This is a genomic window from Coprococcus phoceensis (assembly GCF_900104635.1).
Classification (GTDB): Bacteria; Bacillota; Clostridia; order Lachnospirales; family Lachnospiraceae; genus Faecalimonas; species Faecalimonas phoceensis.
Genome location: NZ_FNWC01000007.1, coordinates 875,747 through 897,385, shown reverse-complemented (window position 1 = coordinate 897,385; position 21,639 = coordinate 875,747). Strand labels below are relative to the sequence as shown.

23 protein-coding genes are annotated in these 21,639 nt (G+C 39.0%); all 23 read right to left on the bottom strand.

The window, feature by feature from the left end; genetic code table 11:
- Window positions 1-173: 173 nt before the first annotated feature.
- The 23 genes from BQ5364_RS08015 to rlmH all read right to left on the bottom strand — a co-directional run bounded on the left by BQ5364_RS08015 (window position 174) and on the right by rlmH (window position 21,628).
- Window positions 174-590 (bottom strand): putative ABC transporter permease, encoded by a 417-nt coding sequence (locus BQ5364_RS08015; protein WP_022250123.1) that lies wholly within the window; start codon window positions 588-590, stop codon window positions 174-176.
- 72 nt (window positions 591-662) lie between these two features.
- Window positions 663-2,168, bottom strand: a complete 1,506-nt coding sequence (gene miaB, locus BQ5364_RS08010; protein WP_071144720.1) for a tRNA (N6-isopentenyl adenosine(37)-C2)-methylthiotransferase MiaB — start codon at window positions 2,166-2,168, stop codon at window positions 663-665.
- Window positions 2,140-2,322 carry a DUF4250 domain-containing protein gene (locus BQ5364_RS08005; RefSeq protein ID WP_004612562.1) on the bottom strand — a complete coding sequence of 61 codons (183 nt, stop codon included), beginning with the start codon at window positions 2,320-2,322 and terminating at the stop codon, window positions 2,140-2,142. Before BQ5364_RS08005 ends, miaB begins: the two co-directional genes overlap by 29 nt.
- Window positions 2,315-2,863: a 5-formyltetrahydrofolate cyclo-ligase gene (locus tag BQ5364_RS08000; RefSeq protein ID WP_004612561.1), complete on the bottom strand. Its 549-nt coding sequence runs from the start codon at window positions 2,861-2,863 to the stop codon at window positions 2,315-2,317. Before BQ5364_RS08000 ends, BQ5364_RS08005 begins: the two co-directional genes overlap by 8 nt.
- A complete protein-coding gene (locus BQ5364_RS07995) occupies window positions 2,841-3,062 on the bottom strand; it encodes a DUF896 domain-containing protein (protein WP_004612560.1) in 222 nt (73 codons plus the stop codon). Before BQ5364_RS07995 ends, BQ5364_RS08000 begins: the two co-directional genes overlap by 23 nt.
- Window positions 3,063-3,151: 89 nt before the next feature.
- Window positions 3,152-3,517, bottom strand: coding sequence for a hypothetical protein (locus tag BQ5364_RS07990; protein WP_004612559.1), 366 nt, complete (start codon window positions 3,515-3,517; stop codon window positions 3,152-3,154).
- Between the two features lie 46 nt (window positions 3,518-3,563).
- Window positions 3,564-4,385: a pyridoxamine kinase gene (locus tag BQ5364_RS07985; RefSeq protein ID WP_071143976.1), complete on the bottom strand. Its 822-nt coding sequence runs from the start codon at window positions 4,383-4,385 to the stop codon at window positions 3,564-3,566.
- Window position 4,386: 1 nt separating this feature from the next.
- Complete coding sequence (locus tag BQ5364_RS07980; protein ID WP_004612556.1) at window positions 4,387-6,051, bottom strand: putative polysaccharide biosynthesis protein; 1,665 nt, start codon at window positions 6,049-6,051, stop codon at window positions 4,387-4,389.
- Between the two features lie 21 nt (window positions 6,052-6,072).
- Window positions 6,073-6,567 carry an rRNA maturation RNase YbeY gene (ybeY, locus tag BQ5364_RS07975; RefSeq protein ID WP_004612555.1) on the bottom strand — a complete coding sequence of 165 codons (495 nt, stop codon included), beginning with the start codon at window positions 6,565-6,567 and terminating at the stop codon, window positions 6,073-6,075.
- Window positions 6,567-7,553: a PhoH family protein gene (locus BQ5364_RS07970; RefSeq protein ID WP_022250118.1), complete on the bottom strand. Its 987-nt coding sequence runs from the start codon at window positions 7,551-7,553 to the stop codon at window positions 6,567-6,569. Before BQ5364_RS07970 ends, ybeY begins: the two co-directional genes overlap by 1 nt.
- 53 nt (window positions 7,554-7,606) lie before the next feature.
- Window positions 7,607-8,815 (bottom strand): sporulation protein YqfD, encoded by a 1,209-nt coding sequence (locus tag BQ5364_RS07965; protein ID WP_071143975.1) that lies wholly within the window; start codon window positions 8,813-8,815, stop codon window positions 7,607-7,609.
- Window positions 8,816-8,827: 12 nt separating this feature from the next.
- Window positions 8,828-9,112 (bottom strand): sporulation protein YqfC, encoded by a 285-nt coding sequence (gene yqfC, locus BQ5364_RS07960; RefSeq protein ID WP_004612552.1) that lies wholly within the window; start codon window positions 9,110-9,112, stop codon window positions 8,828-8,830.
- A 40-nt stretch (window positions 9,113-9,152) separates the two neighbouring features.
- The gene (locus tag BQ5364_RS07955; protein ID WP_004612551.1) at window positions 9,153-10,490 is read right to left on the bottom strand and encodes an MATE family efflux transporter; all 1,338 of its coding nucleotides are present in this window, start codon (window positions 10,488-10,490) and stop codon (window positions 9,153-9,155) included.
- The gene (locus BQ5364_RS07950; protein ID WP_004612550.1) at window positions 10,465-13,155 is read right to left on the bottom strand and encodes a translation factor GTPase family protein; all 2,691 of its coding nucleotides are present in this window, start codon (window positions 13,153-13,155) and stop codon (window positions 10,465-10,467) included. Before BQ5364_RS07950 ends, BQ5364_RS07955 begins: the two co-directional genes overlap by 26 nt.
- A 4-nt stretch (window positions 13,156-13,159) precedes the next feature.
- Window positions 13,160-14,449 (bottom strand): amidohydrolase family protein, encoded by a 1,290-nt coding sequence (locus BQ5364_RS07945; protein WP_004612549.1) that lies wholly within the window; start codon window positions 14,447-14,449, stop codon window positions 13,160-13,162.
- 24 nt (window positions 14,450-14,473) lie between these two features.
- Window positions 14,474-15,178 carry a 3'-5' exonuclease gene (locus BQ5364_RS07940; RefSeq protein ID WP_071143974.1) on the bottom strand — a complete coding sequence of 235 codons (705 nt, stop codon included), beginning with the start codon at window positions 15,176-15,178 and terminating at the stop codon, window positions 14,474-14,476.
- The gene (locus tag BQ5364_RS07935) at window positions 15,178-15,861 is read right to left on the bottom strand and encodes a YkgJ family cysteine cluster protein (RefSeq protein WP_004612547.1); all 684 of its coding nucleotides are present in this window, start codon (window positions 15,859-15,861) and stop codon (window positions 15,178-15,180) included. The genes BQ5364_RS07940 and BQ5364_RS07935 overlap by 1 nt, the downstream gene beginning before the upstream one ends.
- Window positions 15,862-15,875: 14 nt before the next feature.
- Window positions 15,876-16,739 (bottom strand): MerR family transcriptional regulator, encoded by an 864-nt coding sequence (locus BQ5364_RS07930; RefSeq protein WP_022250112.1) that lies wholly within the window; start codon window positions 16,737-16,739, stop codon window positions 15,876-15,878.
- 61 nt (window positions 16,740-16,800) lie between these two features.
- Entirely contained in the window at window positions 16,801-17,574 is a 774-nt protein-coding gene (locus tag BQ5364_RS07925; RefSeq protein WP_022250111.1) for a class I SAM-dependent methyltransferase, read from the bottom strand.
- A 73-nt stretch (window positions 17,575-17,647) separates the two neighbouring features.
- Window positions 17,648-19,699, bottom strand: a complete 2,052-nt coding sequence (locus tag BQ5364_RS07920) for a transglutaminase domain-containing protein (RefSeq protein WP_071143973.1) — start codon at window positions 19,697-19,699, stop codon at window positions 17,648-17,650.
- A gap of 115 nt (window positions 19,700-19,814) precedes the next feature.
- A complete protein-coding gene (locus BQ5364_RS07915; protein ID WP_207646115.1) occupies window positions 19,815-20,291 on the bottom strand; it encodes an NADH-quinone oxidoreductase subunit NuoE family protein in 477 nt (158 codons plus the stop codon).
- The gene (locus BQ5364_RS07910; protein WP_022250108.1) at window positions 20,275-21,132 is read right to left on the bottom strand and encodes a DegV family protein; all 858 of its coding nucleotides are present in this window, start codon (window positions 21,130-21,132) and stop codon (window positions 20,275-20,277) included. The genes BQ5364_RS07915 and BQ5364_RS07910 overlap by 17 nt, the downstream gene beginning before the upstream one ends.
- Window positions 21,133-21,148: 16 nt before the next feature.
- A complete protein-coding gene (rlmH, locus tag BQ5364_RS07905; protein ID WP_004612541.1) occupies window positions 21,149-21,628 on the bottom strand; it encodes a 23S rRNA (pseudouridine(1915)-N(3))-methyltransferase RlmH in 480 nt (159 codons plus the stop codon).
- Window positions 21,629-21,639: the final 11 nt, after the last annotated feature.

Below are 21,639 nucleotides of genomic sequence, written 5' to 3'. Positions count from 1 at the left end.
TTTTCCCCTTAACATTGTTTTTCTATTAGTAAATCTTCCTATTTAAATTACATCAACAATGATAACAAACTTTAGCAATCTTTTCAATGAAAAAAGCAGTCTCCTACATACAATCATTACTGCTGTACCAAAAACCTTATCTCAATTCCAAAACAATTCGTTTCAATGCTTTTCTAGAGCACATGATATTTCGGTTTCTCCTCTCCATAAATCCAATACAGCAGATAACCGCTCAAAAAAATCCCAAGTGCGCACAGCCCGGAGAAAATAATTGTAAACGGAAGACAGATTTGACCGAACAGCTGAAATGGCTGATCACTGTAATCCCAGACAGCCCAGCCCAACCATTTATTGACGATTATTCCTGTGATAAACTCTCCGGCAGTCACGAATATCGTGCACCGAAGTACCTGCATCCAAAGTGGATCACTCCATTTTACTGCCATCCCCTGTACTCCAAAAAACAACAGACAAAATCCTCCAAGCAAAAACATAGACCAATGCGAAAAACCGCGAAAAATCATCTCAAACGTGTAGTAAAGGGTCCCTCCAAGCGTCCATAAAAATAAATATTCACTGAGTTTTTTCATTAAAAAACGTCCTTCCCATGTAATTTCCATATTACATAGTTTGGACGCTTTTTCAAAAATTATAGTTGGAAGTTATTTCATTTCTCCAAGATAATAAAATCCTTTACATTCCTTCAGGTTCACATCAACAATTTTCCCGATAAGACTTTCATCTCCCTTAAAATGAACCAAGATGTTATTGCTCAGACGACCTGTCACAAGTGAGTCGTCATGATCGTTCATGGATTCTACCAAAACAGGCTGTGTAGTTCCTGCGTGTACACTGCACACCTCTGCGGAAATCTCCTGAACTTCTTTTAACAGACGGTCAAAACGATTTTTCACAACATCGTCAGATATCTGATTCTCCATAATAGCAGCAGGTGTTCCGGTCCGTTTAGAGTAGATGAATGTAAATGCACTGTCATAGCGAACCTTTTTCACGACATCCATTGTCTCCAGAAAATCTTCCTCTGTCTCGCCTGGGAATCCGACAATGATATCAGTTGTCAGCGAAATATCCGGCACTGCTTCTTTAATTTTGCGTACCAACTCCAAATACTGCTCTTTTGTATAATGCCGATTCATCTTTTTCAGAATCTCAGTACTTCCTGACTGAACCGGAAGGTGCAGATGTTTACAGATCTTCTTAGAGTGACGCATCACCTCAATCAATTCATCGGATAAATCTTTTGGATGGGAGGTCATGAAACGAATTCGTTCCAACCCTTCAATTTTTTCAATTTCCTGTAAAAGCTCTGCAAAAGTCATCGGCTCATCCAAATTTTTCCCATAAGAATTGACATTCTGTCCAAGCAGCATCACTTCCACAACACCGTCGGCAACAAGTGTTTCAATCTCCCGGATAATATCTTTTGGATTTCGGCTCCGCTCACGTCCGCGGACATATGGAACGATACAATAGCTGCAGAAATTATTACATCCAAACATGATATTGACTCCGGATTTGAACGAAAACTTGCGCTCACTTGGAAGATCTTCTACGATCTTATCTGTGTCTTTCCAGATATCAATGACCATTCTCTCTGACTCGAAACGAGTGGCAATAAGTTCTGCAAATTTATAAATATTATGTGTTCCGAAAATCAAATCTACAAAGCGATAACTTTTCTTTAATTTTTCTACAACTTCCGGTTCTTGCATCATGCATCCGCAAAGTCCGATCATCATGTGTGGATTGGATTTTTTGACATGTTTCAGCTGACCAAGACGTCCGTAAACACGCATATTTGCATTTTCACGTACTGTACATGTATTGTAAATGACAAAATCCGCTTTGTCTTCATCAGGTTCCTCCACATATCCAATCTGTTCGAGCACACCGACAAGTTTTTCTGAATCCCTTGCATTCATCTGACATCCGAATGTTGTCACACAAAACGTCAATGGTCTTTGCAGTTCATCTGATATCTGTTTCACATAAGCACGTGCCTTTTTCATAAAATAATATTGGCGCTCCGGCTCATTAACCGGCGCCTCATTTGTTATATCGATTGTCTCTAAATAAGTCTCTATATTTTTCAATGTATATGTATCCTTTCGTAATTTATTATATGAACCGATTCTGTGCCGGATCATATTCATAGTCAATCTCTGCAAGTCGCTTTGTCAAGGTTTTCCGGTCAATCTGAAGTTCCTCACAAAGCAAATCCAAATTGGAATAATAATCCCGCAGTTTAGTGTTGATTACACTCAACAGGAGCATAGGGTCTTTTGGTAATTCTTCAAACATAATAAGTCTCCTCCGTAATAATTCCGTCCGGTCGAATATCATAACTGTCTGTGGGAATGGAATCCACTACCTGAAATTCAAACGCAAGAGCAAGTGTTCGATATTGCTGATGCTTTATGAGATATTTATCATAAAATCCTTTTCCATATCCGATCCGGTTCCGATTCCGGTCAAACGCACTTCCAGGTAAGAGCACAAGCACCGAGTCACCTTTCGCCTTCTTTTTCGTGACAGGTTCCCAAATGCCTGAATATCCTTTTTCAAGCTCATCAAACCTTTGCACATAATAGAATTCCATATCATCTCCACATACTTTCGGAACTGCTGTCTTTTTGTTCAGTTCCCATGCTTTTTCTATGATACGGCGAGTACCGACTTCACGACGGTAATCCATGTAGCAATAAATCTCTCTTGCTTCCACAAAGAATGGGTGTTCCATCAAACGTTTCACAATGAGATCGCTTTTGAACTCCCATTCTTCCTGCGTCATATGCGTTCGTTTTTCTAAAATGCGTGCTCTAATGTCCCTTTTTGTTTCCATATTTCTCACCAAGATTTGTAATCGAACCGTCCAATTCCTGGATAGAGATATTATCTAACTGTCCCCGCAGATTTCGCTTGAAAGAATCAACAAATTCTCTTCTTAACACTTTCTGCTCTTTTTTTTCTGCATCGGTCAGTCCGACTGTTTTGGATTTTTTATATAGTTCATTAATTCGCTGAATTTTTTCGTCTGTCATTTTCTTTTGTTCCTTCCTTCTAATACTTCTCTTATATTACACTATATTCTTTTTGAAGTCTACCATCTATTCCAGGGCAGTAAAATATTTTAACTGGAATAATTTTCTAAGAATCCGTAAACTTCTCCGATAGTATCTGCCTTTTTCCCTTTTTTTACTTCCTCTTGAATCCGCTCCGGCAGATACTGTATTTCAATTGTCGTATATTCATAGACCGTCTTTTCATCGGATAAATATACGATAATATAGCCGTCTTTCTCTTTGATAAAATACCCTTCTTCTTTTTGAGCAGATCCTTTTGTCTCTATTACGTTTTCCTGCTTTTTCTGAATCGATTTTTGTTTTGCCTCCAATTTACGCATTGCACGATCATAACTCAACTGATATGCACATACAAGAACTAACGTAAACACGATCATTCCAATCAAAAAACCAATACCATATCTTTTTTTCATAAGGACAACTCCTTTTTATTATACAGTATTGGTTTTCTTTTCTATTTTATACAAGCATATAGAGATTTCTTTCTATGATCAATCCTTCTCGTTCTTCATAATCATAACGCTCGCTTTCTTTCATACATGCATATACAAATGCATGAGCAAGCTCTAATGATTCTTCAAGTGACTTATTGTTTAAATATGCCCCCACAAATACACCGTCAAACGTATCCCCGGTTCCGTGGTATTCACAGGCAAGGCACTCTTTTTCAAACAGTTGCATCTCTCCGTTCTCGTAGAGGACAATTCCCTTTCTTCCAGAAGCGCAGGGAACGCTTGTCATAACAATTTTTTTTGCTCCGGCTTTTTCCAAATCCTGACAAATTGTAAGAATTGTTTCCTGTATCATATTTTCTGAGCAGGAAGTTTGGGTGAGAAGACATCCTTCTGTAATATTCGGCATGATAATACTTGCATACGGAAGGAGCCGTCTCATAGATTCGCCATAAGAGCTGTCAAAATTCGTATAATATCTGCCGTGATCTCCCATGATCGGATCAATAATAACTTCTGTGTCGGGAAAGCAGGAAAGAAAATATTCAACTGCCTCAATCATACCCTCACTGCCTAAATATCCGACAAATATCAAATCGAACGTCACCTGATTTGCAACATAGTGATCCGCACATTCCCGAATATATGTTGTCGATATCTTTTCCATGGCAGGTTTTCCATATCCCCCTGTATGGGTGGATAGTAAAATCGTCGGAATTGGGCAAGCCTCAATCCCCATGACACTCAGAACCGGAACCATATTGGTCAACGCCGCTTTTCCGACGCCGCATAAATCATGTAACAATGCCACCTTTTTTACTGGTCTCATTTTATGCATACTCCTCTTTTACCAAATGTAATTTTTGAAACAAGGAAAGCAGTGTGCTTCCTTTTGGAAGTGCTAAGATCTCTTCTTGGGAAAGACCTCCAAACTTCAGCAATGACACACCATATACAACCACAGCTACAAGCAAAGCAATGATCACCGCAATATTTTGACTCATCACAAGATTACACAGGAAGTAGATTACTAATGCCACAACTCCCATAACAACTGCTGCAACAGCAGGAATCAGGAATGTCTTCTCCACCTCCTGATGATAAGCAGCCTCGCGCTTAAGTGCACGTGCATTTAAAATACACATTGAAAGCGAGAAGATGATATTACTTGCCACAACCGCATAGATTCCCATCTTAAAAATCACAAGCATGATAAACAGACCGGCCAAATGGATACAAAGGGAAATCGCGCCATGTTTTACCGGTGTTGTCATCTTGTTTAATCCCTGCAGAATTGCATTTGTCACAGTAGACATGCAATAAAATACAACTGTGATTGCTCCAAGTCTCAGCATGTTCGCTGAAATATCGATATTTCCGTTAAATAACAACGCTAAAATCGGGTTCGCCAATACAAGGAATCCTACAAAACTCGGAATGGCAATCATCATGGAAAATCGAATAGACATTGAAATCTTACTGTGAATCTGTTTTTTATCTCCGATTGCCACCGCAGCTGTAAGACTTGGAATCAAAGATGCTCCTAGTGCGTTTGCCACTGCAAGCGGAATGTTGATCAACACATTGTAATGTCCACTGAAACGTCCCAATAAGTCCGAACGTTCTGCCAATGAATGTCCCTGTGCCGCCATGATGCTTCCAAACATCCCTATGTCAATTGTCTCACTGATATTGTAAATTGCCGTACTCAAAATAACAGGAGCAATTGTCATCAGGAGAATTTTGTAAATCTCGCTATACCCTTCTGTTTTAAGGCTGCGATCTCGTTTGAGTTGCTTTTTGATTGTCGGCGAATAAATTTTCAAGACAAACAGTAAGAACAATAATCCAAACAGCGCTCCGCACACCGTTCCAAGCGTTCCTCCTGCTGCTCCATATGCATATGCCACAGAGTCATTGCTCGCTTTTTCTGCCACTTTTTTCCCCATCTCAAGCAGATAGCTCGCCCCGATAATACTGATGACAGCATTGACAATCTGTTCTAAAATCTGTGAGATTGCAGTTGGCATCATCGTCCCCATTCCCTGGAAAAATCCACGTAAGACTCCCATTACAGCTACAATCAGAAGTCCCGGTGCCAACACACGAAGTGCATAGGCGCTCAGTTCCATGGACATAATCGTTTTCGCAATAAAATCTGAGAAAAAGAAAACGATGCAGGCAACAACACTCCCGACGATAAAAGCAAACCAAAGTGCACCTTTAAAAATACGCATAGCATTTTTCCGCTCACCTTTAGACACCCTTGCAGAGATCAGCTTTGAAACTGCTAACGGAAGACTGTAGGAAGTCAGAAGCAGTGCAATGTTGTAAATAGAAAACGCAGTGGCATAAAATCCCTGTCCTTCTGTCCCCAAAATATTTGTTACCGGAATGCGATATGCAATCCCGATGATTCTTGTAATAATTCCTGCAACAGCGAGAATCATTCCCTGCATTAAGAAACTATTGTTTTTCTTTTGTTTTTCTATCATAAATCTCCTCACTACCTTCTGCTAACGCAATATTTGCAGACGTTCTAATATTTCCGCCTGCTTTCTTTCCATCACCGCCCGCTCTTCTTCTTCCATATGATCAAAACCAAACAGATGAAGCATACTGTGCGCAATCAAGAAAGCGTATTCCCGTTCAATGGAATGTCCGTATTCTTCTGCCTGTGAAACTACTTTTTCTTTTGAAATGACAATGTCTCCAAGCATCAGCTCTCCGCTCTCCGGATTAAAATACTCAAGGGCATCTTCCAGAAAAGAAAATGATCCTGCTGTCTCATAGTCTACCATCGGGAAGGAAAGTACATCCGTCGCGCGGTCAATTCCACGAAAATTACGGTTCATCTCCTGAATCTCATCATTCATTGTCAAAAGCAGATTCACCTCTGCCTCATACGGGCATTTTGCATAATCCAAAGCCATCTCAATTACTTTTACCGCAAGTTCTTCGCAAGGAAGCGAAAGCTTCAAACTGCCCTCTTCTTCAAATAATAAAGTCATTATTTTCTCCTTTTGTCTCTCGGACGTTCTTTCTTTTGTTCAAATTCTTCGTACGCTTTTACAATCTTCTGCACCAAAGGATGTCTGACAACATCTTTGCTGGATAAATTACAGATTGTAATATCATCAATATTGCGAACTACTTTTGTCGCAATATCCAATCCGGACACCATTCCGGATGGAAGGTCTTTTTGTGTGGAGTCTCCTGTAATTACCACTTTTGAGCCAAAACCGATTCTGGTCAGAAACATCTTCATCTGAGCAGGTGTCGTATTTTGTGCCTCGTCCAAAATAATAAATGCATTGTCTAGCGTACGCCCTCTCATGTACGCTAAAGGAGCCACTTCAATCAACCCTTTTTCGGAATTTTTGATAAAACTCTCTGCCCCCATAATTTGATACAGAGCATCATACAATGGTCTTAAGTACGGATCAATCTTACTTTGCAGATCGCCCGGAAGAAAACCAAGTTTTTCTCCCGCTTCAATAGCCGGACGTGTCAAGATGATTCTTCCCACTTCGTTGTTTTTAAACGCCGTAATTGCCATTGCCATCGCAAGGTATGTCTTTCCGGTTCCCGCAGGTCCAAGTCCGAATACGATCATTTGCTTTCGGATTGCATCCACATATTTCTTCTGCCCGAGCGTCTTCGGCTTAATTGGTTTCCCCTGCAAAGTATGACAGATAATATCCTTATCAATCTCTACGATTCCCTTTTCATTGTCCTCAAAGACCAGTGAAATCGCATAGTCTACATTCTGTTCTGTAATGGTGTTGCCTCGCTTTGACAGCTCCGCAAGCTGCTCCAGCACTCGTTTTGCCTGATTCACACGCTGGGCTTCTCCTAAAATTTTCGTATGTCCATCCCGTGCGATTAATGTCACTTGTAAAGTACGTTCTATCTTCTTTGCAAATGCATCAAACTGCCCGAATATATTCTTTTCATGTGCAACAGGTATTTCAATGAATTCTTCCAGTATACTCATTTGCCTATCCCTTTCTATTTTCATAATCTTTTTTATTGTATCACAGAAAATCACTAGAAATCAATCATTTCCGTTTCGTTGTGTTGACCAATTTTCTCCTGAATTCGGAGCGTTCCTTTGGCTTTTGCACTATTTTCTTGTAAATAAATCTTCACATCTTTCTGCAATATCTCTATTTTCTTTTCTTCCAGTTCCTTGCAGAACAACTGAAACTCCTCGCTTAAAAGTATCCTCATTTCTTCTTGTGTGTATACTTTTTCTTTTGATTCATACTGGCGGATTTCTTTAACTCCAAATGATATGGGAATGTAAAAATGCTCCCCGATTTTCAAACGCCACTCACTTGTATAGATCTCCGCTTCCTGATAATGGTTCTTCCACCCTCCCAAAATGCCGAAATAGTTTCCGATCTTGATATAAAAAGCTTTTTTCTTAGCATCCGTATACTTTTTTTCCGAGTGAGAGAAACGATGCTCATTTTCATATTCCAGAGTAGTTTCCGCCTCAATATCTGCATCTGCATTCTGGTAGTGATAATTGACAACTTCTCCTGCATCATTTTTTACTTCGACTTTTCCGGAGACTAATATGTCCCCCTTTTTTACTTCATCGCCCGGCTTGACAAGAGGAACTCCATTTCTTGTGACGATACTCGTAATCCGTCCGTCCTTCTCGGCCACAATGTCATTCGGCGGCTCTTCTTTTGCAGCCTCCATCGGGAATGTGTCTGTATTTTCTTTGACCTGAATCATCAGTCTGGTTCCGGTCACATATGCGGACACCCACACGATATCATCAAATTCTTTTCTGATATCTTTTACGATACGCTCACAATTCACTTTCTTTTTTAACATTCCATGTTCAATGTGTTTGGACTCCAGAAACTCCAAAATAACCTCATCTGTCCTTGTGAAATTTCCTTCAATATGTATATTCCATACAAATAAAGACATGACATAAATAAATATCACACAAAAGAGTATCCCGAAAAAAAATACCTTTCGTTTTCGATACTTGTGAAAAAAAAACGGCAGTCCAAGCCGATTTAAAATTGTCACCTTTGTCCTTGTCTTTTTCAGGATCGGTTTTAATTTTCTAAATCCCCGGATAGTAATAAACATCTCATAGCTGTTTTCTTTTGGCTCAAGCCCCCACAGATAGATTTGCTTACGGCTGCACAAATTTAAGAATCGCTCCGGGGAATATCCGGTTACCTGTATAAGCAGATACCCTTGTATATATCGAATGATTGTATTTAACACTCCTTATCCCCCTTAATGATATTCTATTGAAGTGATACGACCGGTAATTTTCATCTCATCATTTGTGTAATAGTCAATTTGAAGTGATTTCCCAATAATTTTAATCTGACCGATTTTTGTCTGTATGCGAATTAATAAGTCGGTGTATTCAATAATGCCTCTATAATTTTCCACACTCACTTCGTTCTGTCCGGTCATGGTGAGAATCGGGACACCCAGCACTACATCTTTCGGCATATTTGCCGCATCTGCCATGCGATTTATGAATGTTTTCTTTTCCATAAAAATGCCACACATATACTTTTATAGTAGTATATGTGTGGCTCCTGAAAAATATCTATTTTTTCATAAAATGATAATAGAGAAACCCGACTGTATCTGCAAGGAACCATCCAATTGGGATTGCCCACCAGATTCCCACAATTCCGACTGCCGGGATTGCAGAAAGGACGTATGCTAAAAGGACACGTGTCCCCAGCGAAATTATTGTCAATACAATAGAAAACTGTGGTTTCCCAATTCCTCTGTAAAGACCATACAGTAAAAATAAAAATCCGATCAGACAGTAAAAAGGAGATACAATCCGCAAATAGCGAACCCCTTCAAAAATGACCTGTGTCTCAGATGCATCAATAAATAAACGCATGAGAGGTCCCGCAAACAGGACAACCAGTGTGGAAATGACCACACAGGAACCGACAATCAATTTCAATGCAGAATTTTTCCCTTTTTCGATACGTTCCATCTTTCCTGCTCCACGGTTTTGTGCCACATAGGTGGAAAATGCATTCCCAAAGTCCTGCACCGGCATGTATGCGAAACTGTCAATTTTCACAGCAGCTGCAAAACCAGCCATGACAATCACGCCGAAACTGTTCACCAAACCCTGTACCATCAAAATACCGAAATTCATAATCGACTGCTGCACGCTTGTCAAAAGTGACTGATTCACGATCATACAGAACAATTCTCTCTCGCCTTTTAGCATCCGCTTGGAAATACTTACCTCTTTTACCTTCCACAGTGTATAGACTGCAATTCCTGCTGCCGATACTGCCTGCGCGATGACCGTGGCATAAGCTGCTCCGGATACTCCCATCTGAAGCGGAACTACAAATATATAATCCAATACGATATTGATCACCGACGAAATCACCAAAAAAATCAGTGGCGTAAACGAATTTCCCATACTTCTAAGTACGGCGGTGAAATAATTATATAAAAACACAAATCCCATACCACAGATAATGATAAATAAATATGCTCTTGTCATCTGAAAGATACTCGATTCGATATTCAAAAGATGCAGCAGCTGGTCAAGAAATAAAAGACTGGCACCCGTGATCATTACAGTAACCGCCAAAATAAACAGAAAAGACTGAAACATACTTTGTTCCAGCTTTTCTCTCTGTCTTGAGCCGTAAAACCAGGAAAATACAATCCCGCTCCCCATACAAAGTCCGATAATGATTGAAGTAAGAAAGTTCATCGTCATATACGAAGAACCGACTGCGGCCAGCGCATCTGCACCGATAAATTTTCCCACGATCATCGTATCCATCAAATTATATAACTGTTGAAATAAATTGCCTGCGATCAAAGGCAGTGCAAATACTACAATCGCTCTCATCTCATTGCCTGTTGTCAGGTCAATTGCCCCTGTTTTTTTCCTCATATCTCTTTCCTATCTCATCAAATTCAATTCTTCCAAGCCTTACCTCGTCCATCAGATTTGCCATCTCCTCCGGAAGACTCTCAAACAAATATTGTGATGCCGTATTTTGCTGACGATTCAAATGCTCTCTTCGAATCTCTTGATTGACTGTCAAAATTTCCTCCAACAGCCCTTTCGCTGAAATTCGTTGCGCTCCCTGTCCGAGAATAATCATCTGCTCCAACGCATCGGATGTCGCCACTGTCACATGATATTTCTTCCCGATTTCCTGTACTGTCTTCTCAATATACTGATCGGCAGTTTCTGCTTCTTTCGTATACACCACATGAATATTGTGATATTTTTGAACTTCTCCCACATTCCCCGGTACCTTATAAGCATCGAACACCAGAATCAATGTCTGTTTCCGATACCCCTGATAGTTGCTCAGGATATCCATCAATTTCATTCTGGCAGCTTCAATATTAATTTCTGACAACTCTTTCAAATCTTCCCACGCAAAGATGATATTATATCCGTCCACCAACAGATATTCTTTCTCATCCGTCTGCTTTTTGGGGCGTTTCACAGAAGGTTCCGGTGCCTGCACACGTTTGGCAAACACATTCCTCTCCCGTTTCATCGGACCATATGTCCTCTCAAAAATCATTCTTAATTCTTCTTCGTCAATCACAGGAGGCAACTCATAAACAACTGTCTGTTTTTCTTTTGACACTGCTTTTTCACGGCTTTCCGTGTGCATATATTCCTCGACCTGATTCCATTTTACATAAAATCCGGATCCGTGAGAACAAAATACAGACCCTGTCGGTTCTTCCGTATCCGCCTCCGAATCATATCCACAGGAATCGATAACCTCTTCTGCATTGTGACACGGCTCATAGCCTTTCAGAGAACAGAACAACCTTCCATGTCCCCTTGTATACACAATCATCTCCCGCTGATAATCCCGCATAGTGACAACCGGAGCCGTCCCTTTTAAGATTGCCATATCCACTTCCATCTTTGGCGGTTCAAAGACGGCATGCATTCTCTGCAAATCTGTCATAGCACGTCCAACCTGATCTGCCGGAATTTCCAACTGATATTCATAAACCGGTTCCAGTAAAATGCTCTTTGCTTTCTTCAAACCTTGTCGTACAGCACGATACGTTGCCTGCCTGAAATCACCACCTTCTGTATGTTTCTGGTGCGCCCTTCCATTAATCAACGTAATCTTCATATCCGTAATCTCAGAACCGGTCAGAACTCCCTTGTGCGCTTTTTCTTCCAAATGCGTCATAATCAGTCTCTGCCAATTGCGCTCTAGCACATCCTCACTGCAATTCGATGAAAAAACAAGTCCACTTCCGGAGGGAAGCGGTTCCAGTACAAGACGGACTTCTGCATAATGGCGGAGCGGTTCAAAATGTCCTGCCCCCTCCACCGGTTCTGCAATCGTCTCTTTATACACAATATTTCCCGTTCCAAATTCTACATCAACTTGAAATCGTTCCAAAATCATGCTTTTTAAAATCTCAATCTGTACCTCTCCCATAACCTGAGCATGAATTTCATTTAATTGTCTGTCCCAAACAATATGCAGCTCCGGAATCTCTTCTTCCAACTGTTTTAACTTTAAAAACATACCATGGACATCACAGCCCTCCGGCAGTTCAATCTGATAATTCAGCACTGGTGTCAGCATCGGAGCTGCTGCTTCTGATTCTGCACCAAGTCCTTCTCCGGCACGAGTCGTATCCGGTCCGGTAATCACACAGATTCTTCCGGCTTCCACCTCCTCTGTTGTCCGATAAGACGAACCGGAATAAATACGGATTTGATCCACTTTTTCTTCTTCTTTTAAAACCATCTTTACCCGCAGCGAACCACCTGTCACTTTCAGATGTGTCAACCGCATTCCTTGTGCATCTCTTGATATTTTATATACTTTTGCACCAAATGTATCCGCATATTCCGGACAGATTGTATACCGGTCAAACGCTTCTAAAAAGGTATCAATTCCTTCCAGTTTTAAGGCAGAGCCAAAATAACAAGGGAAAATTTTTCGTTTTTGAATCAATTTACGAATCTTGCAGTCTGTAATCGGTTCTCCTTCCAGATAATTTTCCAATACCTCTTCATCACACATAGCGACCGCTTCCAAAAAAGCCTCGCTATCCTTCTCACAGGTAAAATCTATACAGGAAGCAGAAAGACGATTCTGAAGTTCCGCAAGTAACGTTTCCTTATCTGTTCCGGATTGATCCATCTTATTGACAAACAGAAACGTTGGAATCTCATATCTCTTTAAAAGATGCCACAATGTCTGCACATGTCCCTGTACGCCATCTGCACCGCCAATGACAAGAATCGCATAATCCAGCACCTGCAGTGTCCGCTCCATTTCCGCAGAAAAATCGACATGTCCCGGTGTGTCTAAAAAGGTGACCTCCTTCTCTTTTAGATCTACCTCTGCCTGTTTTGCAAAAATCGTGATACCTCTTGCACGTTCCAGCTCAAAGGTATCTAAATATGCATTCCCATGATCCACTCTCCCAAGTGTTCTCGTCTTTCCGCTTACATACAAAATACTTTCTGCAAGGGTTGTCTTTCCGGCATCTACATGGGCCAGCAAACCAACACAAATATGCTCTTTTTTCCCCTTTTTCTCTGTATTTTTCATCAGACTACCCCTTCTTTACTCTCTCAACTTCCGGAAAAGGTTTCGGAAGTTGTTTCCCTTGGCAATAACGGTCTATAATGTTCCGATCATCACCATCATAGAAAAACTGTTCCAATTTTTCTGTGACAGTTCTCACAAATAAATCGCCCATCTCATCCATATCAATTACGAGAGCATCAAATTCATATCCGGATTCAAAACTTCCGACCTTTCCCCAAAATGTACCTGCGCCTTTTGTCGCAAGATAAAATGCTTCCGGAAGTGATAACGCCGGCTCATCTTCATGGAACAAAGCGTTGATTTTAGAAATTTCCACGCTCATCACTGCATTCTGGTTCATTGCAGGCGTATGTCCTCCTGCTACATCACTTGCGATAACACAGTTCAATCCACTCTCCAGATTTTTTCTAAGGCTCATGACTCCACTCGATAGATTTGCATTAGAGTGTGCACAATGTGCAAGAAATACTTGTTTCTCTCTTAACAATTCTTTTTCTTTCTCTCCCAAATAAATCGCATGCGCCATAATTGTCTGATTTTTTCGCAGCAGTCCATAGTAATCATATACTTCCGTATAAGAATTGATTTTCGGGTGCAGCTCTTTTACCCATGCAATTTCATTTCGATTCTCAGACAAATGAGACTGTACCGGCAAATTATATTTCTCACACAATTTTCCAATCCCAACCATCATCTTTTCTGTCGTGGACGGAACAAATCTCGGAGTCGCAATATAACGCACATGCTGTAACTCCTCTTTTGCTCGTAAAATCAAAGCTTCTGTTTCCTCCAACGCCTTTCCCGTATCTTCCATCAGATAATCCGGCGCATTCCGGTCCATATTGACTTTTCCGATAAATGCATGTAATCCCGATTCTTCTGTGAGCCTCATCAACTCCCATGTCGCATCATGATGCAGCGTTGCAAATGCCGAAAACCGCATCGTTCCGGATGCCCAAAGTCTGTTGAGAAACAGCTTGTACGCCCTCTTGGCAAACACAGGATCCTTGTATTTTCCCTCCACAGGGAACGTATATGTTTCAAGCCACGGCAGCAATTCTTTGTCAAAACCGATTCCTCGGTTCAAATACTGCGGAGCATGCACATGCAAATCACAAAATGCCGGAATAATAATAGCATCTCCGTAATCTTTCACTTCCTCCTCGCAAAATTGCTTTGGAAGTTCTGTATAAAACGACTGTACAATTCCATCCTCAACATGCAAAAACTGTTGTTGTCGAATCTGCATATCCGTTCTGGAAGTCATATATATAAAATTACCTTTAATAATCATATTTCACTCTCCTCATCATAAATATTACTTTCCATATTGCAAAATAATCCGGTCAATTATTTTAGAAGCTTCGCTTCTTGCCAGTTCTGTGATTTGCTTTTCTAACGGAAAAGGATGCTTTAAAAGAAGTGATTCCAGATATGTTTTTTGCTTTGGTGTAATTGGCTGTACTTTTTTAGGACGATACAATAATGGTTCCGGCTCAAAAACTGTTGGTCCTTTCTCTTCAAAATAATGCGCCATCATATGATATACTTTTGCAGTTGCCAAAGCATCATGATAAGCCCTGTGTGCAGCAGTATTTGCAATTTGATAATGCTCGCACAAGGCTTCTAAACTTTTCGATTCCAAATCTTTATGTACTTTTCTGGCTATTTTTAGTGTATCAATTCCCTTTTTTTCAAAAGACTCGCCGTATTGTGATGCATACTTTTTCATAAATTTGTAATCGAACATAATATTATGCCCCACTAAAATATGGTCCTCACAAAAATTTACAAAATCACGTATAACTGTTTTCGTATCCCTTGCATTTTTAACCATCTCATTCGTAATTCCTGTAATTCCGGTAATCATAGGGGAAATCGGCATATCCGGTTTCAGAAACTCCATAAAGCGGTCTGTTACTTTTCCTTCTCTTACCTTCAATGCTCCAATTTCAATAATATTGTCATTCTCCACATCCAATCCGGTTGTCTCCAAATCAAATACTACATATGTTTTTATCATTATTTTTGTCCTTTTTGCAATTGTCGAATCACGGTTTTTGTCTTTGCAAGCCGATTCTCAAACTGTATATAAAAATCAGTCTGCATATCGTACGGCTCTACAAAAAAAGATTGCAGCACAAATAGATTTATCTTTTTGCTATAGGATTCATCTGTCATTTTCATGAGCTGCTCCTGTAATTCTATCACAAAATCATGCCATTCTAAAATATATTTTTCATTCCGTTTCAAATCCGGCGTATCAATCCATTTTTTTACTTTTACTTTTGTACGATTTTCTTTCTTACATTCATGTACCTGCAAAAAATACTGAAAACTGCCATTGTTATAATACCTTCCAAGCGGAAACAATCGACAAATCCCCGGACGAATTTGATGAATGCCGCATCTCCCATTTTCATCTAAAAATGCGCATCGTTCCTCTGTACCGCACATTTTTAAATTTGGAAGAATCAGACCGTCGACTACATTCAATTCAATTTTCTCTGCTAAAAGCTGTTCAAAACTCACGTTTAAATATTTCGTTAATCTATAAATATCGAGGGGATCCAATACAATTGATTGTCCCATTTTTTGACAACACGCAAAACAGCCGTGGCAATCGCCACAGTCTGCTTTGACAAGATCATTGGGACCATATAACTTCCCGTCTGATATTTCTCTCATATCTATTTCACGTTTCATAAATACCTCTCTTTTTACTCTTCCATATTATAATAGTATCGGTGAAATACGAATATTTCAACCAACGCTCCTATTATAATGACTGATTTATCTGCCCAATTCCCAACATCTTCAAATCTTATTATGACAAGCAGCACTAAAACAATCGCTACGATGGCAAGGGGCAGCAGTTTATGAAACATACTCATTTGTTTGTACTTTTTCTTCGGCATCTCCAAAGGTACAATTTCATCGAAATATTTCATATGACAATGTATTACTGCACCATATCTGGAAAATTCTCGTTCCGCTTCATACTCTATTCCATCGATTGTAAATTCCGGATACATTCCTTCTTTTGTAATAACTAAATTCAAATGCTTTTTATTCGCAAATTTACACAATTCTTCTGTAAACTCGGAAGGATTCATACACATCGAATCCGGCATAAATCGAAATTCTCTCATTTCTTCCAATTGTACTACTTTTTTATAATCATTCAGAAGATTTGCAAATACAGCACCTCTTTCTTCTGCATTTTTCATTTTCAACAAACAATCATCTACATCTAACTGTTCTAATTCTTTTTCATTGATTTGACTGCAAAATTCCAAAGCATCTTCCAGTCTGTTTCTTTCTTTTTCCAACCGTTCTTTTTGAAGTTCCATCGCATCAGAAAGAATAATATCATGATGTAATAATCTCCGAATCTCTTCTATTGGCATATCCAGTTTCCGTAGAATTTTGATTATTTTCAGTTGGCGAATATCCTGTTCTGAATATTCTCTATAATCATTTTCCGGATTCCTCTTTGGAAAAATCAGTCCCTGCCGCTCATAATAACGAATATTTTGTTTTGTAATGTTTGTTAATTTCTCTACTTCTTTGATATTTAACATTGTTATCGCCTCCTCTTACCTCTCTTATAAAGGATATAGCAGGTATAATGTCAATCATTTTTCATACTTTTTTTAAAATATCCAACGTATGTGCTGATGCACCAAGCAATTCCGGACGTTCACACGTTGATAAATGGTATTCTATAAAAAGTCGGTAAGTTTCTTCATCCATGGCATTTAAAATTTGTCTCATATAATTTGCCGGTCCGTCTGCAGCAATCAACTGAAGTCTTTCTAAACCTGCTTTTTGCCGAATCGCATCAATGTCTTCCACTCGAACATAGTCGTATAAATCTTTTGGCTCTGCCACAACGTGAAAAGTTTGATCTACCTTTCCGTTTTTCAGACTTTCACAAATGTGGTTTTCTTTAAAACCATAAGTCAAAATACTATACTCATTCATACAATATGCAACAAGAATGATACCATTTGTTTTTGTGACTCGTTTTGCTTCCTCAAGCGCTTTTACCTTATCTTCAAACGTATATAAATGATACATCGGTCCGAAAACCAGTGTCACATCAAAGGTTTCTTCTTCAAAGCGCGACAAATTCAAAGCAGTTCCTTGATATGCTTTCACACTGCTTCCTTTTGATTTTAAAATTCCCAGATTATATTTGACTAATTCAACTGCGGTAACATCATAGCCTTCCGTGGCAAGTTGAACGGAATATCGCCCCGTTCCTGCTCCAACATCTAATATTTTTGCATTTTTATCTTTTAAATATTTGTGAATGTATTTCATAGATGTAATATATTCGACATTACCATGCCGTCTTGTTAGTCGTTTTTCTTCGCAAAACTTATTATAATATTTTTCTAATTCATTGGACATATTAATCTTGTATCCTTTTATTTTTATTTCATAGGAAAGCACGACATTCCGTCGTGCTTTTTTACGCAGTAATTTATTTTTTCTTTTTAGAAAGCAAGAGTGCGATTGCTCCACTTAAAGCCAGCCATCCTGCTGGCAAACCAGGAAATGCAACATCACTTGTCACAGGTGCCGGTTTTTTCCCGTTTTCTTTTTCTGTTTCTTTCTCAGTTTCTTTTTCAGGAGCTTTTATTACTTTTTTCTCTAAAGTACGCATTGCTTTTTGAAGCGCTTCGATTGCTTCCACAACTTCTTCTTTTGTCACCTCTTCTTTCGCTGCAACTGCTCTTGCTGCTTTTAATGCCTGATTGAATTTTGCAACGCTTTCTTCTGTATAAAGAGTCACATCTACCTTCGCTGCTTTCGCAATCACAGCGTTTAATTCCTTCAATTCTGCTTCCGGTTTTTCCGGCTTCGGTGCAGGTTTTTCTTCCAAACCTTTCATTGCTTTCTGAAGTGCTTCGGTTGCTTCCACAACTTCTTCTTTTGTCACTTCTTCTTTCACAGCAACTTCTTTTGCTGCTTTTAATGCCTGATTGAATTTTGCAACGCTTTCTTCTGTGTAAAGAGAAACGTCTACTTTTACCGCTTCTGCAATCACTTCATTTAATGTTTTTAATTCTGCTTCCGGTTTTTCCGGCTTTGGCGTTGGTGTATCTAATGCTGAAAACTTAATATTATGGTTCTTTGCATAAGTTTCTGCCTCTGTTCCGGATCTACCTAAAATTGTAAGTTGATTCAAATTAACATTAGTAAATGCCCATTCATCAATTTTATTTACACTTTCTGGAATTGTGATTTTTTGCAGTCCTGTACAACTATTAAAAGTATCTGCCGGAATTTCTTTAATTCCGTCTAAAAGAACAATTTCTTCTAGATTCCGCTTAGAGTTAAACGGACTCAATTCGCTTTTACTAAAATCGACATTTCCCAATACAGTTACCGATTTTTTCCCTTCAGGAATAATAATCAATTCTGTCTTATCTTTATTGTATACAGCACCCTCATAAGACGAATACTTTTCATTTTCTTTTTCTACATATATATTTTCCAAATAAGGACTGATAAATGTCTGTTTTATATCGAAAGATATTGTTTCTTTTGGTATCGTAAACAGTTTCGACGTATTTTTCATTGGATAATGTAAAATTTCCGAATAATCTTTTGTAAAGAGTACACCGGCCGCAGATGCATATACAGTATTGGCTGAATCTACCGTAATCTCTTTTAACTCTGTTGCGTTAGACGCTCCTTGCGCATCTATTATTGTAACATTCTTTGATACCTTCAACTTCTCAATTCCAGTTCCGTTAAAAATATCACTGGAAATTGCGACAATATCCAAATCCCTAAATTTTTCCGGCACAATAACGTCTTTTACATTCTTTTCGACATCGACAACCGCAACGCCTTCCCAAAATCCGATAATTGTATTGTTTTCGCCTTTCTGGGTAACAGCAACAAGTCTTTGCACCCGATGCTCGTTAGAAAAATCTTCTAATGTTTTATGGAAATAATCCATGCTGCTGGCACCCCATGTACTATCAGAATAAAACCATTCTTTATCTGCATATACAAGATTCCATTCGTGCGCTCCATACGGTGTGTTTCCGGCAATTGTGACAGCCGGAATTCCCGCTAAATTCAGCATTGCTTTATAAAGTCTTGAAAATCCTCCACATACAGCTTTTTTTGTCGTAAATACTTCATATGGATCCAATCCCGGAGTTTCGGTTGGTTGCGCATAACGAATATTTTTAACAATCCATTCATATATTAACTTTGCTTTTTTATAGTCTTCTGTCTCGCCTTTAACGATATCTTCTACACATTTTTCAATTTCTTTCGCGTCTTCGTCTTTCAGCGCTCCAAGCGACTGATCCCATGTTCTAAATTGATTTTCGTCACAGTAAGAAATAAAATCAATAGCTGTCTGGTTATGTTCTAAATCACGCTCTTTTTGTTGTAATTCATAAGCACTTACCGACTTTTGAGGGCTTGCTTGTACTACTTCAGGTTTTGTAATGGTTGAAAATGCCATTGCGGAAATCAAAATTCCTGTTATTAATTGTTGTCTCTTTTTCATTCTCTTATCCTCTCGATAATTTTTTTATATATATTTTAAAATTCTATCACATTTTTTTGTTTGTTACAACATTTCGGGACAAATCGCACAACAAAAAAATAGTTTCTCCTACAATTTACATAAATTTTTCCAATAATTTTTTTAAATCTTTCAGCTCGCTCCCAGAATATACCACATCATCAATTATAATATTGGGAGCTGTTCCGCACTTTTTGAGGCAGTTTTGTGTTCGAAGTTTAAATTTTCCATCGATAGATACTCCATTTTTTTGAATCCGGAGTTCTCTTTTTAATGCGTTTAAAATCGCTCCGCCCTCTTTTTCCCCACATCGCTCCCCTGTACAGGCAATTATTTCATGTACTGTATTTTCCTCTTTGAGAGTTGGATACATTCTTATCAAACATTTTAGATAATTGGGAGAAACACCTGTTACCTGTTCCACACGTTCTTTTAATTCCAAGGATATAAATCCATGAGCATCTTGCAGCTCTCGTAAAAGAGCTACAACCATCTCCTGGCTTCCTTTATCCGGCTGTTGACTATAATATGAAAAAATCTCTTCTATTTCATCACTTTTATTCTGCATGTCCATCAATAAATAACACCCCCAATGTTCCAGGACCACAATGACTAGAAATAACACCGCCAGCTCTTGTGATAACAATTTCCTGAAAAATATTTAAGTTTTTTAAATAATCATATATTTGCTGAATCGTTTCCGCATCACATCCGGAATGTGTAATAAATACACGTTCTTTCTTTGCATGCCGCAAATCCATTTCCATTTCTTTCACATATTCCAAAAGAACTTTATTCATTTTGCCTCGATACTTATTTTTAGGTAACATTTTTCCGTTTTCCACGACAATTTTAGGATGTAACTTTAAAACACCGCCTGCCATTGCCGCAAGGCCGCTGCACCTTCCACCTCGATGAAGATAAGTAAGCGTATCTACAACAAAACTTGCACGCACAAATGGTCTCAGTCGTTCAATATATTCTACAATTTCTTTTGCGCTTTTCCCTTTGTTTGCCATAATTGCCGCTTCTATTACAAGAAGCCCAATACCTGTAGACAAATTTTCTGAATTAATCACAAAAACAGTCTCTTCTGCTTCCAAATCGCTTGCTGCCAAACGAAATACATTTGCAGAAGTAGACATCTCTCCGGAAATTGCAAAACAAATAACTTCTTGCCTTTTCTCAACATAAGGCTGTAACAAATCAACCGCCCTATCCATTGCCGGAGCAGAAGTTTTCGGTGTCATTTTATGCTCTTCTGACCAGTTATAAATCTCATCCGGTGTAATATTGATGCCATCTTCACACTCTGTATCTCCCAACAAAATATGAAGCGGCAAAATAGAAATTTCATATTTGTCCAATAGCTCCTGAGACAAATCACATGTACTATCTGAAATAATTTTAACCATTTTCAATCTTCCTCCACTATTTGTGATAAGGTGCACCTTCAATGATCCGATAGCCACGATACACCTGTTCTAATAAAATCACCCGCATCAATTGATGTGGAAACGTCATCTTTGAAAAACTCAATGCATAATCGGAACGTCTCAATACTTCTTCTCCCAAACCAATGGAACCTCCAATTATAAAAATCAAATGACTTTTCCCTTGTATTCCCAAGGTTTCCATCTTTTTTGCAAATGCGACCGAATCCAGCATAGTTCCACCGATTTCTAAAGTAAATACATAGGCATCGTCTTTCACATAACGTAAAATACGCTCCCCTTCTTTTTGACGAATTTGACGTTCCACATTTTCACTTGCTTGATCCGGTGTCTTTTCGTCTGCCACTTCCACGATTTCGAGTTTACAATATTTGCTCAAACGTTTGCTGTACTCTGCAATTGCATCTTTCAAATACTTTTCTTTTATTTTACCGACTGTAATTAATGTAATCTTCATTTACTCCCCTT